At 43.9% G+C, this 15,714-nt stretch carries 15 protein-coding genes; 7 read left to right on the top strand and 8 right to left on the bottom strand.

Annotation, left to right across the window (positions count from 1 at the left end; translation table 11 throughout):
* Window positions 1-2: 2 nt before the first annotated feature.
* The 5 genes from F0229_RS07720 to lipA all read left to right on the top strand — a co-directional run bounded on the left by F0229_RS07720 (window position 3) and on the right by lipA (window position 4,453).
* On the top strand, window positions 3-842 hold the full coding sequence (locus F0229_RS07720) for a septal ring lytic transglycosylase RlpA family protein (RefSeq protein WP_171732570.1): 840 nt from the start codon (window positions 3-5) through the stop codon (window positions 840-842).
* A 93-nt stretch (window positions 843-935) separates the two neighbouring features.
* On the top strand, window positions 936-2,117 hold the full coding sequence (locus F0229_RS07715; RefSeq protein ID WP_017068508.1) for a serine hydrolase: 1,182 nt from the start codon (window positions 936-938) through the stop codon (window positions 2,115-2,117).
* Window positions 2,118-2,349: 232 nt separating this feature from the next.
* Window positions 2,350-2,628: a DUF493 family protein YbeD gene (ybeD, locus tag F0229_RS07710; protein WP_026084358.1), complete on the top strand. Its 279-nt coding sequence runs from the start codon at window positions 2,350-2,352 to the stop codon at window positions 2,626-2,628.
* A 195-nt stretch (window positions 2,629-2,823) separates the two neighbouring features.
* Window positions 2,824-3,483: a lipoyl(octanoyl) transferase LipB gene (gene lipB, locus F0229_RS07705; protein WP_004737632.1), complete on the top strand. Its 660-nt coding sequence runs from the start codon at window positions 2,824-2,826 to the stop codon at window positions 3,481-3,483.
* A 4-nt stretch (window positions 3,484-3,487) separates the two neighbouring features.
* Entirely contained in the window at window positions 3,488-4,453 is a 966-nt protein-coding gene (gene lipA / locus F0229_RS07700) for a lipoyl synthase (protein WP_017064177.1), read from the top strand.
* 204 nt (window positions 4,454-4,657) lie between these two features.
* Here lipA and F0229_RS07695 read toward each other — a convergent pair whose 3' ends face one another.
* The 3 genes from F0229_RS07695 to F0229_RS07685 form a co-directional block, all read right to left on the bottom strand.
* Complete coding sequence (locus F0229_RS07695; protein WP_171732569.1) at window positions 4,658-6,019, bottom strand: sodium-dependent transporter; 1,362 nt, start codon at window positions 6,017-6,019, stop codon at window positions 4,658-4,660.
* A gap of 289 nt (window positions 6,020-6,308) precedes the next feature.
* The gene (locus F0229_RS07690; RefSeq protein WP_137001977.1) at window positions 6,309-7,085 is read right to left on the bottom strand and encodes a YggN family protein; all 777 of its coding nucleotides are present in this window, start codon (window positions 7,083-7,085) and stop codon (window positions 6,309-6,311) included.
* An 88-nt stretch (window positions 7,086-7,173) separates the two neighbouring features.
* The gene (locus F0229_RS07685) at window positions 7,174-7,647 is read right to left on the bottom strand and encodes a GreA/GreB family elongation factor (protein ID WP_017059917.1); all 474 of its coding nucleotides are present in this window, start codon (window positions 7,645-7,647) and stop codon (window positions 7,174-7,176) included.
* A gap of 145 nt (window positions 7,648-7,792) precedes the next feature.
* Between F0229_RS07685 and F0229_RS07680 the strand changes: the two genes are divergently transcribed.
* A complete protein-coding gene (locus tag F0229_RS07680; RefSeq protein ID WP_017059916.1) occupies window positions 7,793-9,727 on the top strand; it encodes an ATP-dependent DNA helicase RecQ in 1,935 nt (644 codons plus the stop codon).
* A 64-nt stretch (window positions 9,728-9,791) separates the two neighbouring features.
* On the opposite strand, the gene dinB is transcribed toward F0229_RS07680, so the two are convergent.
* Window positions 9,792-10,868: a DNA polymerase IV gene (gene dinB, locus F0229_RS07675; protein ID WP_029236421.1), complete on the bottom strand. Its 1,077-nt coding sequence runs from the start codon at window positions 10,866-10,868 to the stop codon at window positions 9,792-9,794.
* 162 nt (window positions 10,869-11,030) lie between these two features.
* On the opposite strand from dinB, the gene F0229_RS07670 reads away from it, so the two are divergent.
* Window positions 11,031-12,269 carry a response regulator gene (locus tag F0229_RS07670; RefSeq protein WP_102333772.1) on the top strand — a complete coding sequence of 413 codons (1,239 nt, stop codon included), beginning with the start codon at window positions 11,031-11,033 and terminating at the stop codon, window positions 12,267-12,269.
* 135 nt (window positions 12,270-12,404) lie between these two features.
* Here F0229_RS07670 and nqrM read toward each other — a convergent pair whose 3' ends face one another.
* From nqrM to nqrE, 4 genes are all read right to left on the bottom strand, one after another.
* Window positions 12,405-12,659 carry a (Na+)-NQR maturation NqrM gene (gene nqrM / locus F0229_RS07665; protein WP_009848378.1) on the bottom strand — a complete coding sequence of 85 codons (255 nt, stop codon included), beginning with the start codon at window positions 12,657-12,659 and terminating at the stop codon, window positions 12,405-12,407.
* A gap of 16 nt (window positions 12,660-12,675) precedes the next feature.
* On the bottom strand, window positions 12,676-13,680 hold the full coding sequence (locus F0229_RS07660; RefSeq protein ID WP_017059913.1) for an FAD:protein FMN transferase: 1,005 nt from the start codon (window positions 13,678-13,680) through the stop codon (window positions 12,676-12,678).
* A 174-nt stretch (window positions 13,681-13,854) separates the two neighbouring features.
* The gene (gene nqrF, locus F0229_RS07655; RefSeq protein ID WP_017059912.1) at window positions 13,855-15,081 is read right to left on the bottom strand and encodes an NADH:ubiquinone reductase (Na(+)-transporting) subunit F; all 1,227 of its coding nucleotides are present in this window, start codon (window positions 15,079-15,081) and stop codon (window positions 13,855-13,857) included.
* Between the two features lie 29 nt (window positions 15,082-15,110).
* Window positions 15,111-15,707, bottom strand: coding sequence for an NADH:ubiquinone reductase (Na(+)-transporting) subunit E (gene nqrE / locus F0229_RS07650; protein WP_009848375.1), 597 nt, complete (start codon window positions 15,705-15,707; stop codon window positions 15,111-15,113).
* Between the last annotated feature and the right edge of the window lie 7 nt (window positions 15,708-15,714).

Below are 15,714 nucleotides of genomic sequence, written 5' to 3'. Positions count from 1 at the left end.
CGATGTCTATTACAACGTTTCAAAACAAAGCATCCTTGGTTGAAGAGCTGCCAATCAAAAAAATAGTCTCTATCTTGGGGCTAGCGATTTTAATCAATGGTTGTTCTTCAAAGCAGCCAACAGGGCGCTACGATATTGATTCAGATATTGCACCAGACGCACCGATCTCAGTAGAGCATCTCGAGGATGCTCACCCTCAGTATGAACCTTATAGTTTAGGTGGTAATACGGATTACACTTTGCGTGGCGAAGACTACAAGATCGTAAAGAAAACCGAAGGTTTTACTGAGAAAGGCAAAGCCTCTTGGTACGGTAAGAAGTTTCATGGTCACTTAACGTCTAATGGCGAGATCTACGACATGTATTCGATGTCTGCGGCGCACAAAACATTGCCAATTCCAAGCTATGTAAAAGTGACGAATACCGACAATAACAAAACGACGATTGTTCGTATCAATGACCGCGGCCCATTCCATGAAGGCCGAATCATTGACCTTAGTTATGCGGCAGCTTACAAGCTCGATGTGTTAAGAACCGGCACGGCAAATGTTGAGATTGAAGTCATTACTGTAGCTATGCCAACCGACGCAAATAAAAAGGCTGCTTTACCGCAATTTATTATTCAAGTCGCAACATCTCCACATGAAGATAGAACAGAGAAGTTAGCGAAAGATCTAGCCGAACAGCTAGAAGTAGCAACGTTCTTGCAGCCAAATGATGACAACTACCGTCTGATGATTGGGCCATTTCATGACTATGCTCTGACTCAAGAGAAATTAGAACAAGTTAAGCTAATGGGTTACCCGTCAGCTTATATAAAAAAACACACCCTAACTCGCTAATTAATCTAACAGTTACTTCTGGTAATCAGCGCTCTGGTGTGACAGAGTGATTCTGTTAATATATGAATAGTTCACCAAATAATTGCATTCAAAATGATTAAATCTAATAAACTTGTTAAATCGATTTTTGCTACTTCTGTTGCTCTTTCTGCAACGATAGCTACATCGTCATTCGCCGCTCCTATTGTTGTTCCTGATGCTCCTCAAATCGCCGCTAAAGGTTTTGTTCTGATGGATTACCATTCAGGCAAAGTACTAGCAGAGAAAGAGATGAATACTCAGCTTTCTCCAGCAAGTTTAACCAAGATGATGACGAGCTACGTGATCGGCCAAGAGCTCGACCGTGGCAACATCAACCTAAACGACGATGTTGTAATCAGTGAAAATGCTTGGGCTAAAAACTTCCCAGATTCATCTAAGATGTTCGTTGAAGTGGGCACTACGGTTAAAGTTGAAGAATTAAACCGCGGTATCATCATTCAATCAGGTAACGACGCATGTGTTGCTATGGCTGAACACATCGCTGGCTCTGAAGATGCATTCGTTGACCTAATGAACGCTTGGGCAAGCTCTATCGGCATGAAAGACACGCACTTTGCTAACGTGCACGGTCTAGACAACCCGAACCTATACTCAACGCCTTACGATATGGCGCTACTTGGTCAGGCGCTGATTCGCGACGTACCGGACGAGTACCGTATCTACTCAGAGAAGAAATTCACATACAACGGCATCACCCAATACAACCGTAACGGTCTGTTATGGGATAAGAGCATGAACGTTGATGGCATCAAAACGGGCCACACAAGCAATGCAGGTTACAGCCTAGTAAGCTCAGCGACAGAAGGCAAAATGCGCCTAGTGGCTGTAGTTATGGGCACCAAGAATGCGAATGCTCGTAAAACAGAAAGCAAAAAACTGCTTAGCTACGGCTTCCGCTTCTTTGAAACAGTGGCACCACACACAGCCGGTGAAACCTTCGTAGAAGAGAAGATCTGGATGGGTAGCAAGGACACAGTTGCACTGGGTGTCGACGAAGATACTTTCGTAACGCTACCTCGTGGTCAAGCTAAGAACCTGAAGGCAAGCTTCGTTCTTGAGAAAGAGCTAGAAGCGCCAATCAGCAAAGGCGATGTAGTTGGTAAACTATTCTACCAAGTAGACGGTGAAGACGTTGCTGAATACCCACTACTAGCACTTGAAGATGTAGACCAAGGCAGCCTATTCAGCCGTCTATGGGACTACCTAGTTCTTCTGTTCAAGGGTTTATTCTAAACAAGCAAAAGGTTTGTTCTAGGTAAAACCCAAGCTTGTTGTATAGCTAACCTAATGAGTAAGTTCATGATTTACTCATTAGCGAACCAAAAGCCGCCATGTGCGGCTTTTGTTGATCTTGAGTTCGGTGATTTTTACACGTAATATTCCGCCTTATTACTCGTGTCTGTTGACCGAACACGCTTTTTATCGACATTTCGCCAATTTGCGAGAGTCTAGCCTTTTGGAGCTAATCATGAACATCAATTCTGATGCAAAACTAAAAGACCTCTTAGAGTTCCCTTGTTCATTCACTTACAAAGTAATGGGCCACGCTAAGCCAGAACTGACTGAGCTAGTACTAGAAGTGATCCAGCGTCATGCTCCTGGTGACTACAGCCCAACGCTAAAACCAAGTGCGAAAGGTAACTACCACTCTGTTTCTATCAATATTACTGCGACTTCAATTGAGCAAGTAGAAACTCTTTATAAAGAACTGGGCGAGATCGAAATCGTTCGTATGGTTCTGTAATCTCCGATTACACATGAAAAACAGCGGCTTATTGCCGCTGTTTTTGTTTAAAGCGCCCTATCTAGCTCAAATTCATTCAACTTAATTTTCAATAAATACAAAGAAAGTTGAAAAACCTTGCAGTCCGTCTGTAGTTAGAATCATGTTTCGCGTTTATAATGCGTTCACTTTATTAATCCTTGAGGGAGTGCAGCTTTGCAAAATAAGCTAATCGTAAAAAAATTAGGCCGTCAGGATTACGAACCTGTATGGAAAGCCATGCATAAGTTCACAGACGAACGCACGGAAGAAGACGTAGACCAAGTTTGGTTGGTTGAACACAACCCTGTCTTCACTCAAGGACAAGCAGGCAAAGCTGAGCATGTATTAAATGCCGGTGATATCCCTGTAATACAAAGCGATCGCGGTGGCCAAGTGACTTACCACGGCCCAGGCCAATTAGTGGCTTACTTTCTGATTAACATCCGCCGCAAGAAATTCGGAGTACGTGATTTGGTTACTCATATCGAGAACCTCGTAATCAATACTCTGAAAGCTTACAATATAGATTCAGCTGCCCGACCTGACGCTCCTGGTGTTTATGTCGATGGCAAGAAAATCTGTTCACTTGGATTACGTATTCGACGTGGCTGCTCGTTCCACGGGTTAGCACTCAACGTCGATATGGACCTGTCTCCATTCCTACGTATTAACCCATGTGGTTACCAAGGTATGGAAATGGCGCAGGTAAGCCAACTCGGCGGACCAAGTGAACTAGAAAACGTTGAGCAACAGTTAATACAAGAGCTCGTAGAGCTACTCGGCTATGACCAAGTAGACATTCAAGCCACCAGTAACATTACAGCAGAAGCATAAAATCATGAGCAAACCAATCCAAATGGAAAAAGGCGTTAAATATCGTGACGCTGACAAAATGGCATTAATTCCCGTAAAGAATATGCCTGCTGAACAGAAAGAAGTTCTACGTAAGCCTGAATGGATGAAGATTAAACTTCCTTCAGACAGCCATCGTATTCAAGAAATCAAATCAGCAATGCGTAAAAACAACCTGCACTCAGTTTGTGAAGAAGCGTCTTGCCCTAACCTAGCCGAGTGTTTCAACCACGGTACGGCAACGTTTATGATTCTTGGCGCTATCTGTACTCGTCGCTGCCCGTTCTGTGATGTTGCCCATGGTCGTCCTGTTGCTCCTGAAGCTGAAGAGCCGAAGAAACTGGCTAAAACAATTCAAGACATGAAACTGAAGTACGTTGTAATCACTTCAGTTGACCGTGATGACTTGCGTGACGGCGGTGCTCAGCACTTTGCTGACTGTAACCGTGAGATTCGCGAACTCAACCCAAATATTCGTATCGAAACACTGGTTCCAGACTTCCGCGGTCGTATGGACGTTGCGCTTGACCTAATGAAAGACAACCCGCCAGATGTTTTCAACCACAACCTAGAGACAGCGCCACGTCTATACCGTAAAGCGCGTCCAGGTGCGAACTACAAGTGGTCTCTTGATCTACTGAAGAAATTCAAAGAGCAGCACCCTGATATCCCAACAAAATCAGGTGTGATGATGGGTCTTGGCGAGACAAAAGAAGAGATCGTTCAAGTACTGAAAGACCTTCGCGAACATGGTGTGACTATGCTGACACTAGGTCAATACCTAGCACCAAGCCGTCACCACTTACCAGTAGAACGCTACGTGCCGCCTTCTGAGTTCGATGAGCTGAAAGAGATTGCTCTAGAGCTAGGCTTCACTCACGCAGCGTGTGGCCCGTTTGTACGTTCTTCTTACCATGCAGACTTGCAAGCTCAAGGTATGGAAATTAAGTAATCACGATTGCTTAACGAACAATGCAAAGGCGCTGAATATTATGTTCAGCGCCTTTTTTCTATCTTGTTCGTGCCGCTATAGCTTTATATTTCGTGCCACTAAGCTTTATATAAAAACAACAAAGCCACTCTTTATGAGTGGCTTTGTGCTTAATATTTCAAGTTCAGAGGAGGTAATTTCAAAAAGCCCAGATAGGGTTCTGCATTAACCGAAAGAAGCCCAAATAACCGTTGCGACCAAGATTGGGCACACAAACTTCACATACATTGGCCAAACCTTGCCAAACCAACCAAGTTGAAAATCAGGACAACCTTGCTCAAGTTCTTTCACTTTTGAAGCTCGGCTCCATACCCAGCCACCAAACACACAGAACATCAGTGCAGCGACCGGTTGAAGATACTGAGTCGCAATCATTGCTACCATGCCAAACATCGCAGCAAAGTTGTAAACAATCACCACACTAAACAGTGCGATAGCACCACCAATCACCCAGCTTGTTGGCGTTCGTCTAGTATTGAAACGCTCACTCACTAGCGCAACCGGGCCTTCAAGCATCGAAATCGAAGAAGTCAGTGCAGCAATCGTTAGTAGTAAAAAGAACACAATCGCAAAGATCTGTCCAAGCACACCTAAACTATCAAACATCAACGGCAAAACCGTGAATACTAGAGTGTCAGAGCTTAATAGTGAGCCGTCTTCAGCGTAGATTTGAACGCCTTTTTGCATCGCAACAAACATTGCTGGCATCACCACTAATCCAGCAATAAAAGCGACAGCAGTATCCACCAGAGTTACGTTCATCGCCATTTTTGGTAGGTTCTCTTTCTTGCTTAAGTAAGAGCCATAAACCAACATCGAGCAACCGCCAATAGTGAGTGAGAAGAACCCCTGTCCCATTGCCGCCAGAATCAGTTTTCTATCCCACACTTTCTCAAAGTCTGGAATAAGGTAATGTTTTAGGCCTTCCATCGCGCCAGATTGCGTCATGATGTAAACAAACAATAAGCCAAATAAAACAAACAGCGCAGGCATCAAACGAGTCGACCATTTCTCGATGCCTTGCTTAACACCGCCCTGCACAATCAAGATAGTCAGTACATAGAACGCGACGGTACCAAATACGTTGCGCTCAACACTGAAGCCCTTAAACCAATCAGCAATCGCTTCTAGGCCGATAAGATCCGCGACCGCACCAATTAGGAAACAGATCAACCAGCCACCAACAATACTGTAAAACGCCAACACTGCGCTTGGTACACTCAGTCCAACCCAACCGACAAACTCACCGACTTTCTTACCCAAAGGGTTTGTCGTCAAAGATCGCATGCTATCAACTGGGTTTGCTTGGCCGTGACGGCCTATAGCCATCTCAACCACCAACATAGGGAAAGCAACCACGAAGATCATGATCAAATAGACTAAAAGGAAAGCGCCACCACCGTTGCTAGCAACTTGAGTCGGGAAACCCCAAATATTACCCAAGCCAACCGCTGCACCAGCCGCTGCTAAAATAAAACCTAAACGAGAGCTAAAGTGCTCTCTTGAAGAGGAAGATTGTTGGTCCATATCGCCCGCATTAAAAATCAGTGAACTAGTTGAAAAGTACAGTAATAAAAAGCAATGATAGGCACAACCAATAAATGAACAATTCTCTGATTTTTACAATCAATGCGCTATTTGGAACCACAAAATTAACAAACAACCAGTCTTATCGTTCAATTATAATCAACAAAGCGAAGTAGTAGGCTTAAGAAGAAAATGGATTGAATTGAGATAAATACTCGCCGTGTGGTTCCATTTATACAAACAAAAAGAGCACCAACCGGTGCTCTTGCTATTCATCACTAGACTCGAATTAAATTGTGAATACTTGGTAATCTTTTAAGTTCGGAATGATTTCATGCAGTTCTTGCTCTTGTTCTGCCATCTCATCAAGTGAATCACAGAACTCATTCGCTTCCTCCTGTACTTGTTGAGAGTGTTCTTTCATTCGCTCTTCAACTTTCAGCTTTAATTCAGCCATACTGTCAGCCAGTTCAGTCAGGTTTAGGCCACCGTCTTGTTTCATTTTTTCTGACATCGCATTAAAAGCGCTAGAGATAAATTCTTGGTTAAAGATTTCTTTCGCCTTCTCGAAATCTTCAGACCAGCCATTGGCCATCGAATCAAAGCTTTCTGCAGGCAACACTAATTCGCCATCTTTGTAATAACGCGCTTCCAGTTCTGCAAAGTAGGTTTTCATTGATTCTTTTACATTATCAAATGACTCAGGTGAATCCAGGCTAGCCGCGATATCATCAATCACGTCATTGGCTAACGCTAAGCTATCGTTGGCCATTTGTTTCGCTCGAGGTAAGTACTCACTCATGTTTTCGCGATATTTCTCAATCGCCGCTTGTTGGTCGGCATCAAGCTCAACCTTCTCACCATGAATATAGAGGTCGTTGTTATCATCAAAAACGGCCGTATCACCATTCACTTGATGGATTTCGACTTTTTGGTCATCAATTCGTAGTTCATTCTTCAAATCAACTCGACACTGAGCAGCAAACGTTGGCAAGCTCACAACAGCGATAACCGCTGTTAGTGATGCAATTAATACACTGTTTTTCATAAATACATTGTTTTTCATAACATCCTCTCATCAATCTGACAGATTACTATACCCTTGGTATATGCTCCTTTGTCAGAGAAACGTTTTATATCTATTAGTCAGTTAGTTAGTCGATAGAGATAACTTCGTAGCAAAACTGTTTATCTGCGACCTTAAACTCAATCTCATCACCAACTTCTTTACCCATTAGAGCCTGGCCAAAAGGTGCATTTGCCGTCACGATGGCAATCTCATTCTCATTCCACGTGACAGAAAGTCCGCCGACTCTCGGCCCCATAAAAAAGTGTTTATATTGATCATGCTCGTCAATGACCACAACGTAACTGCTCACCGTAACCTTCTCACTATCACGCAACACTAAGTTACGATAACACTGAATATCGTCTTCACACTCTTGTACCCTCACCGCTTGACCATGGGCGAGATACGAAGCTTCTAATGCCAATGTATCGTACTTATGTTCAGGCACAGTCTCTTCATCGGTCGCAGCATCAATCGCACGCTGAGTCGCAGATTGTGCGATACGTAATCGGGATTCGAGTTGCTCTATGATTATTTGGCGAAGCTCAGACTTATTCATACTATTGGGGTGCTTTTCTATAGGAGCTACAGAATAGAATTAGGTACAATCAGGTGCAAGACATTTGATTCATCAAGCGACGCTATCATGAATAGGCGCCCGCTTTAGCATCAATACGACACTTAATAACTCAGGTAGAACATAAATGATTGAGCAGAAGCTAAAACAAGTATTCGGATTCGACTCACTGCGCAATGGGCAAAAGCAAGTCATTGATAACGTTCTATCTGGTCACTCGACTGCCGCGATATTCCCGACAGGCTCAGGTAAATCGCTGTGCTATCAATTACCAGCATTAGAGTTACCGCACTTAACCTTGGTGATATCGCCACTGTTAGCCTTGATGAAAGACCAACTCGCTTTCCTGCACAGTAAAGGCATTAGCGCAGCGGCAATCGAATCAAGCCAAGACCGACAAACCACACAACAGGTTATGCAGTCAGTGCGTAACGGTGACACCAAGATCCTCATGATCTCCGTCGAGCGCTTGAAGAACGAACGCTTTCGTCAGTTTATCTCCCAAGTGTCGATCTCACTGCTTGTGGTCGATGAAGCGCACTGTATTTCAGAATGGGGACACAACTTCAGACCCGACTACCTGAAGCTTCCTCAATACCAAAAACAGCTCAATATTCCTCAGGTTCTACTACTGACAGCCACTGCGACTACAGCGGTTATCCAAGATATGAAGTCAAAGTTTGAAATTGATGAGGAGCGCGTTGTGGTTACGGGTTTCTATCGTCAAAATCTCGATCTGTCGATTCAACCTTGTGAACAAACCAGTAAGCTAGAAACCTTGTGCAATGTGGTTAACCAAGCTTCTCTCGCTCCGACTATTGTTTATGTCACCCTTCAACAAACGGCAGAGATGGTGGCTCAGCAGCTTCGCAATGCTGGCGTTAATGCAGTGGCTTACCATGCGGGTCTTAAGCCTGAAAATAGAGATGCTATTCAACACCAATTCATGAATGATGACGTGAGCTGTATCGTCGCAACTATCGCGTTTGGTATGGGCGTGGATAAGTCCAACATTCGCCGAGTGATTCACTTTGACTTACCAAAATCGATCGAAAACTACTCACAAGAGATCGGCAGAGCTGGTCGAGATGGGCAAGCGTCTGAATGTATTTTACTGGCTAACAAACACGGTTTAAGCACACTCGAGAACTTCGTTTTTGGTGATACGCCAGACAACATATCGATCCAAGCGGTATTAAAAGAGATCTACGAAAATCAAAACATTGGCGCTTCTGGCTCGAATCAATGGGAGATCATGCTTAATCAACTATCACGTGAATCCAACATTCGTCAGTTACCGCTAAAAACACTACTGGTGTATCTCGAAATTGAAGGTGTGATTGAGCCCAAGTACAGCTACTTCGCAGACTACAAATTTAAGTTCATTCGTCCGAAACAGCAGATCACAGAGCAATTTCAAAGTGAACGTCGTCAATTTGTCGAAGCGATTTTCCAATGCTCTCCTCAAGCAAGAGTGTGGTGCCAAGTCGACTTCGATGCGCTTTGGACACACTTCCAAGCCGATCGTCAGCGTGTGATTGCGGCTATCGACTACTTCAATGAACAAGGTTGGATTGAACTAGAAAGCAAGCAGATCACCGATGTCTACGCGATCCACAATACTTCTGAAGATATGATGCAACTGTCAGAGCGTCTAACTGAGTTGTTTAAAGCAAAAGAAAACAGCGAGATAAACCGCCTTAACCAAATGCTGAATTTCTTTGAGGCGGATACTTGCCTAAGCTCACGCCTTGCGAGTTATTTTGCCGATGATAAAGCACCAACAAACTGCGGTCACTGCTCTGTATGTCGAGGAGAAGTGGCAATCTTACCAACCGTTGATGTTGAACCTATCGATGATGAGACGGTGATGACATGGATACATGAGTTTATTTCGGCTAGCCAACAACTGATTACCGACGAGGCAATTACTCGCTTCTTATGTGGAATCGCCACCCCGCTTTCAACCAAACTCAAAGCCAGTAAAATGGTCGGTTACGGCAAGCTAGAGCAGCAACCGTTCAGTGATACCTTAGCGCGAGTAAAACAACTTCCTAGGTAATTCTTACTTATAAAAAACCGACTAGGCTATGAAGCGTAGTCGGTATTCATCTCACTCATTATCTTTAAAAGAAGCTCAACTGACGCATTTGGTCTTTAGGTTGCAGCATTACGCTTAAACCAAGCAGGCGTATTTCTCGCCCCTGTTGTCTTTTCAGTATTTCACTAAGCAGCTCTTTGAAGTGTTCACGATCGAGAGAGGCATGGATGTGTTCAATCGTGGTTTGTTGAAAGTCGGCGAACTTGAGCTTAATGCCCTGCTTGATGATCGCTTTGCTTGGACTAGCCTTTTCTAAGCGAGTCTCGAGTTCAGGAAATAGCTTGTCTTCGATTACCTGCCAACATTCAGCGTAAGTTGAAATATTTTGAGTGAAGGTGCGCTCTACGCCTACCGATTTTCGCTCGCGCTCGATGATAACTTCTCGATCATCAATGCCATGACTGCGCTTCCAGAGTGATGCACCTTGACGGCCAAACTTGAGTAGGAGGTCTCGATAGTCAGACTCTTTAATATCCTTACAAGTAAAGAAACCTGCTTGATGCAGCTTTTCAATGCTCACCTTGCCAACACCGGGAATCTTTTCAAGTGGTAGCTCATCGATCACTGATTGCACGTCTTGTGGAGGGATAACAAACTGACCATTGGGCTTATTCAGATCTGAGGCCACTTTCGCCAAGAATTTAATCGGTGCAATTCCTGCAGAAGCTGTCAGGTTCAGTTCGTTCCAAATATCACGGCGAATAGACTCGGCAATAAGTGTTGCTGAACCGTGACACCGCTTAGAATCGGTGACATCAAGGAAAGCTTCATCCAAGGAAAGTGGTTCAATGATTGATGTGTATCGAGAGAAGATTTCACGGATCTTTTTAGATATCTCGACATAGACCGACATTCTTCCCGGCACAACCAATAGATTAGGACAAAGCTGTAGGGCCTTTCCGGTAGGCATTGCAGAGCGAACACCAAACTTGCGTGCTTCATAATTACAGGTGCTCAAAACGCCGCGTTGCTTTTCATGCCCACCAACAGCTAACGGGCGATTTCGGTAAGCAGGGTTATCACGCATTTCTACAGCCGCGTAAAAACAATCCATATCGACATGGATTATTTTTCTGACTTTCTCTTGGTCCGAACTGCACATTTGGAAATAGCTCAACCTTACAACTGTATCTATGAACAGTATAATCAATTATTCTCAGATTTAAAATGATCTGGAGTCCAGCTCAACAGGTTTCACTTCATTCGCCGCCCACTATTCTGATAGTATTGTTAGGAGTATTTAGTCTATAAGTAGGGATAGCTTTTGAGTGAAAAAATACTAGTGGTAGAGGATAGTCGCGCATTCAGAAACTATCTTTACCAACAATTTAAGAACGATGGCTATGAAGTTGCGTTGGCGGAATCTGTAGAAGAAGCCAAAGCGATCTTAGAGCAAGAAACGGATTTCTTGTGTGCAGTCCTCGACTACTGTTTACCTGACGGCCAAGACGGCGAGATCATTGATCTCGTCTTAGGCTATCAACAGAAAATCATTGTCCTGACCGGGATGTTCGACAATCAACTGCGAGAGCAAGTCCTAGCCAAAGGCGTTATCGATTACATACTTAAAGACAGTATGTCATCAGTAAGCTACCTACTTCCCCTGGTTCAAAGAATTTCGAATAATCGCCATCACAAAGCATTGGTTGTCGATGATTCAGCGGTCGTTCGCCGTTACATAGCTCAACTTCTAGAACACCAATATATCCAAACTATCCAAGCCGAAGATGGCGAACAAGCATTAAAGCTCCTTCATAACGATCCCGATATTACGTTCGTTGTTACAGACCATGATATGCCGAAGAAAGACGGTATAGCGATGATCCGTGAGATACGACGCGATCACGACAGAAACCAGTTGGCTATTCTAGGGTTATCAGGCAGCGATGATCGCACCATGACAGCTCGATTCCTTAAAGCGGGGGCTAACGACTTCCTTTACAAGCCTTTTAACCAAGAAGAATTTTTTTGCCGTATCCATCAACTGCTTGATATGAAAGAAGCGGCCAACGAGCTATTTCGACATGCCAACGAGGATGCTCTTACTGGCTTATGGAACCGTCGTTACCTGTTCAATCAAACATGTAAAGGTTGTGAGCAGCGCAGTATAGCCATGATGGATATCGACTTCTTCAAGAAAGTGAACGACACCTACGGTCACGATGGTGGTGATGCAGTCCTCGTGGAAGTCGGCAAGATCATCAAAGACCATTTTAAAGATGATGTTGCTGTACGCTTCGGTGGCGAAGAATTTTGTATTCAGTCGTGTGGTTCGTTTGAGAGCTTTGTTGACAACTTAGAGTCCATGAGAGAAGCCATTGAAAGCCATGTTGTTGAGCATGACTCTCAAAGAATCAAGGTCAGTATCAGTATCGGCGTAACCGATTTAGACGCGAAGCTAGATGAGCAGATCAAAGCCGCTGATGAGCTTCTTTATACGGCAAAAGAGCAAGGTAGAAACCAACTAGTGTTTGCGCGTAACAGCATGCAAATCGAACAATAGTCATTCGCCTCTGTTTCCATTTTTGGTATACCAAGATTAATTGCTAGACCTCAAAACTAAAAAAGCTCAAGACGATAATCTTGAGCTTTTCAATTTGAGGGCATAGATAACTCTATCCCCTATGACTGTCACCAATTAAGCGATACGGTCTTTACTCCAAGCCGCTTCTTTTTGTTGACGCTCAGCCAGCTTCTCTTCACGGTAAGCTTCACGTGCTTCACGCTTCTTACGCGCGTCACAAGGTTCAGGGCAGTTACATACTTTATCAATACCAACAGCACCCAAACCGCCACAGCTACCTTTCACAACTTTCTTTTGGATAATGTAGCCAATTGACATCGCTGCGATTACTGCAAGAAAAACACCAAATGTAATCAGAAATGTATTCATAATTATCTCGCTTACCTTATTTACCTAAGTATGGCTTAAATGCTTCAGAAGCAATTTCTTTAAAGCCATCTGCTGTTTTTACCACCATGAACACTGGGATGTTATGTTGGTTTGCGACTTCCATTCCTTTTTCCTCACCTAAGACCATAAGGCCCGTAGATAAGCCGTCTGCAGTCATTGAAGACGGGTTTAAAACAGTCACAGAAACCACTTTATGGTGAAGAGGCTTTCCTGTTTCAGGGTTGATGATGTGTGAGTAACGAACACCATCACGTTCAAAATAGTTACGGTAATCACCAGAGGTTGCGATAGCCATATCACCCGGCTCGATGATCTCTTGAATATTACGCTCATCAACGCTTGGTTTCTCAATCGCGATACGCCAGCCCACGTTCTCACGGTTTAAACCTTTCAGACGAATTTCGCCACCGACTTCAACCATGTAGTTGTGAATACCGATAGAATCAAGGTAGTCAGCGACGACGTCAACACCCCAACCTTTTGCAATCGTGGATAGATCGACATACAGGTTAGGTAGGTCTTTCTTCAACATGTTGCCTTCAACACTAAGATGATGGATACCAATCTTAGCCTTGCGAGCCGCCAGCTCTTCATCTGATGGCACAACTTCAGGACGAGCTTCAGGACCAAAACCCCATAAGTTAACTAACGGACCAACCGTTACATCCAGAGCTCCTTCAGTAAGACCGTTCAAACGAATCGCTTCTTTCACAACCGTCGCTGTTTGCTCAGATACTTCGAACGCATCCGCACCTTTATGCTGGTTGAAACGGCTTAATTCGGAATCTTCACGGTAAGTCGACATCTGGTCGTTTACTTCTTCAAGTAGACGATCGATCTCTGTATGAACTTCATTAGACTCAGGAAATTCATCACCATTGATGTATTTAATATTGTAACTCGTGCCCATCGTTGGGCCACTCAAATGCACTTGCTCTCTTGACTGCTCACAGCCCGCAAGAAAAATCAAAGAAGTTAATGCAACAAGCCAAATTCTCACTTGCTTACTCCTGTCTAATGTTGAGGATTTATATAAGAAAAAATAAGAGTAAAAAATAGGTATTTTGAATGCCTTACTCTTTCTTATATAAGCCAGTATGTTGTCAAAAGCTGTCTTAGAAAAACAAATGGCTGACTCGTAGGAGTCAGCCATAATATCAATCACTTAAGTGGATTAACCACCGAAGTCATCTAGTAGGATGTTTTCATCTTCTACACCAAGATCTTTCAGCATGCCGATAACAGCAGCGTTCATCATCGGTGGACCACACATGTAGTACTCACAATCTTCAGGAGCTTCGTGATCCTTCAGGTAGTTTTCGTACAGTACGTTGTGGATGAAACCAGTGTAACCGTCCCAGTTGTCCTCTGGTTGAGGATCAGACAGTGCACAGTGCCACACGAAGTTTTCGTTTGCAGCCGCTAGGCCATCGAAATCTTCAATGTAGAACATCTCACGCTTAGAACGCGCGCCATACCAGTAAGACATCTTACGAGTAGACTTAAGACGCTTAAGTTGGTCGAAGATATGAGAACGCATAGGCGCCATACCTGCACCACCACCGATGAATACCATTTCATTGTCTGTGTCTTTAGCAAAGAACTCACCAAATGGACCAGAAATAGTACATTTGTCGCCTTCTTTAAGAGACCAGATGTATGAAGACATAACACCAGGAGCTACGTCAGGGTTGTTTGGCGGCGGAGTTGCGATACGCACGTTAAGCTTGATGATGCCTTTCTCTTCTGGGTATGAAGCCATAGAGTAAGCACGGATCGAATGCTCTTTAACGATAGACTCATAACGGAACAAGTTGAACTTATCCCAGTCACCACGGTATTCCTCAGGAATATCGTAATCTGCGTATTTCACGTGATGTGGTTCAGCTTCAATCTGAATGTAACCACCCGCGCGGAACGGAACTTCTTCACCTTCAGGGATCGCTAGAGCAAGTTCTTTGATGAAAGTAGCTTCGTTGTTATTCGAGATAACAGTACATTCCCACTTTTTAACACCAAAGATATCTTCGTCTAGTTCAATCTCCATGTCAGTTTTCATAGCAACTTGACATGCAAGACGTTCGCCTTCGCGAGCTTCACCTTTTGTGATGTGATCAAGTTCAGTTGGAAGGATGTCGCCACCACCAGACTTAACTTTTACACGACACTGACCACAAGAGCCACCGCCACCACAAGCAGAAGATACGAAGATACCAGCGCCAGCCAGGGCACCAAGTAGCTTGCTACCAGGTTGAGTAACGATCGCCTTTTCAGGGTCGCCGTTTACTGAAATAGTGATGTCACCTGATGGTACTAACTTAGACTTAGCGAAAAGAATCACTAGTACTAGAGCCAGTACAATAATGGTAAACATCGCTACGCCAAGAATAATACTAAACATTTGTTATTCCTTATTACTGGGTGCTTACCCTACAGTTGAACACCAGAGAAAGACATAAAGCCTAACGCCATCAGACCAACAGTAATGAACGTGATACCAAGGCCACGAAGACCTGGAGGTACGTCAGAGTACTTCATCTTCTCACGGATACCCGCAAGAGCAACGATAGCTAACATCCAACCCACACCAGAACCGAAGCCGTAAACAACAGATTCAGCAAAGTTGTAGTCACGAGTTACCATGAAAGATACACCACCAAAGATTGCACAGTTAACTGTGATCAGTGGAAGGAAGATACCTAGTGCGTTGTACAAAGGTGGGAAGAAACGGTCTAGAACCATCTCTAGGATTTGTACAAGTGCCGCGATAACACCGATGAATGCGATGAAGTTAAGGAAACTTAAATCGACACCTTCAACAAGCGCGTTTTCTTTCAGGATGTGTGTGTAAACAAGGTTGTTTACAGGAACAGCGATTGTAAGTACTACAACTACCGCAACACCAAGACCAAAAGAAGTTTTAACTTTCTTAGATACCGCTAGGAATGTACACATACCTAGGAAGAAAGAAAGCGCCATGTTTTCGATGAAAATCGATTTAACTAGCAGACTAATATAATGTTCCATGACTACC

This window comes from Vibrio sp. AIC-3 (assembly GCF_013114515.1).
GTDB lineage: Bacteria > Pseudomonadota > Gammaproteobacteria > Enterobacterales > Vibrionaceae > Vibrio > Vibrio crassostreae_C.
The sequence above is the reverse complement of the archived record's forward strand: the minus strand, read 5'-3'. Positions and strand labels throughout refer to the sequence as shown.

Coding starts and splice junctions, on each gene's coding strand:
- F0229_RS07720 (WP_171732570.1), top strand. CDS start 3: ATGTCTATTACAACGTTTCAAAACAAAGCATCCTTGGTTGAAGAGCTG.
- nqrM (WP_009848378.1), bottom strand. CDS start 12,659: ATGAATACATTTCTGATTACATTTGGTGTTTTTCTTGCAGTAATCGCA.
- dinB (WP_029236421.1), bottom strand. CDS start 10,868: ATGTGCAGTTCGGACCAAGAGAAAGTCAGAAAAATAATCCATGTCGAT.
- F0229_RS07715 (WP_017068508.1), top strand. CDS start 936: ATGATTAAATCTAATAAACTTGTTAAATCGATTTTTGCTACTTCTGTT.
- F0229_RS07680 (WP_017059916.1), top strand. CDS start 7,793: ATGATTGAGCAGAAGCTAAAACAAGTATTCGGATTCGACTCACTGCGC.
- lipA (WP_017064177.1), top strand. CDS start 3,488: ATGAGCAAACCAATCCAAATGGAAAAAGGCGTTAAATATCGTGACGCT.
- F0229_RS07690 (WP_137001977.1), bottom strand. CDS start 7,085: ATGAAAAACAATGTATTTATGAAAAACAGTGTATTAATTGCATCACTA.
- nqrF (WP_017059912.1), bottom strand. CDS start 15,081: ATGTTTAGTATTATTCTTGGCGTAGCGATGTTTACCATTATTGTACTG.
- nqrE (WP_009848375.1), bottom strand. CDS start 15,707: ATGGAACATTATATTAGTCTGCTAGTTAAATCGATTTTCATCGAAAAC.
- F0229_RS07685 (WP_017059917.1), bottom strand. CDS start 7,647: ATGAATAAGTCTGAGCTTCGCCAAATAATCATAGAGCAACTCGAATCC.
- F0229_RS07695 (WP_171732569.1), bottom strand. CDS start 6,019: ATGGACCAACAATCTTCCTCTTCAAGAGAGCACTTTAGCTCTCGTTTA.